At 41.8% G+C, this 741-nt stretch carries 1 pseudogene; it reads right to left on the reverse strand.

Features of this window, described 5'->3' with window-relative positions:
* Positions 1-741, reverse strand: a pseudogene (locus ACFIJZ_RS09990) (autotransporter outer membrane beta-barrel domain-containing protein); the annotation flags it as partial.

Consider the following 741-nt stretch of genomic DNA (forward strand, 5'->3'; position numbering starts at 1 on the left):
ATCACGCGCCTGATTAAACTGAAGATGCTGATAAACAATCTGAATCTGCGGATCAAAAACAACACCTTTATACCCTGTTGAAAACGTTCTGCCACTCGTTAAAGAACCGCAAACTGTTTACCCTTTAATGCCACAACCTTACCCCGTGCAAGGGTCAAAACATCTCCCTTAAAAAGTCCATACGATACCACCCCATCTATATAAAAACCCGTATCATGCTTCAGACTTCCATAGGCAGAAACAGACCATTTATCAAATGCACTCTTTTTGCTTTGTTCAACATCCTGAGGGGTTAGAGAAAGGTTTCCGTAAGACCCCATAACTCCAAAGAATGTACAACCATATAAACTCTCAATCTCGTTTAACAAAACACCTGCTTCGAATGCATTATAATCGAGCTCAGCACCATAGCCATATTCAAAAGCAGATAAGTTGGAAGCATAATGATGGCTACCACCATAAGCATGCAGAAAAAAGGCTGTCTTTTCATTATCCTTCCCAAAGGAATGAAAAGCATTCCGCATTGTCTCTAATGTCTTATTTTGCGCGGTCATATCCACTAAACCAGCATGAAATAAGGCATTTGGCAAAAGAAGATAAGTTGGAACCTGTGGAACAACAGCTCTAATTTGGAGATTAGACGAGGAATCCAAAGGGTCAGAAGACCCAGAAGGCTTTGGTTCAACAGGGGCAGAAGGAGGAGGAACAGAATCTGGAGATGAAGTGTCCTCCGGAACAGAG

Origin of the sequence: Bartonella sp. CL70QHWL (assembly GCF_042194855.1) — a bacterium.
GTDB lineage: Bacteria > Pseudomonadota > Alphaproteobacteria > Rhizobiales > Rhizobiaceae > Bartonella.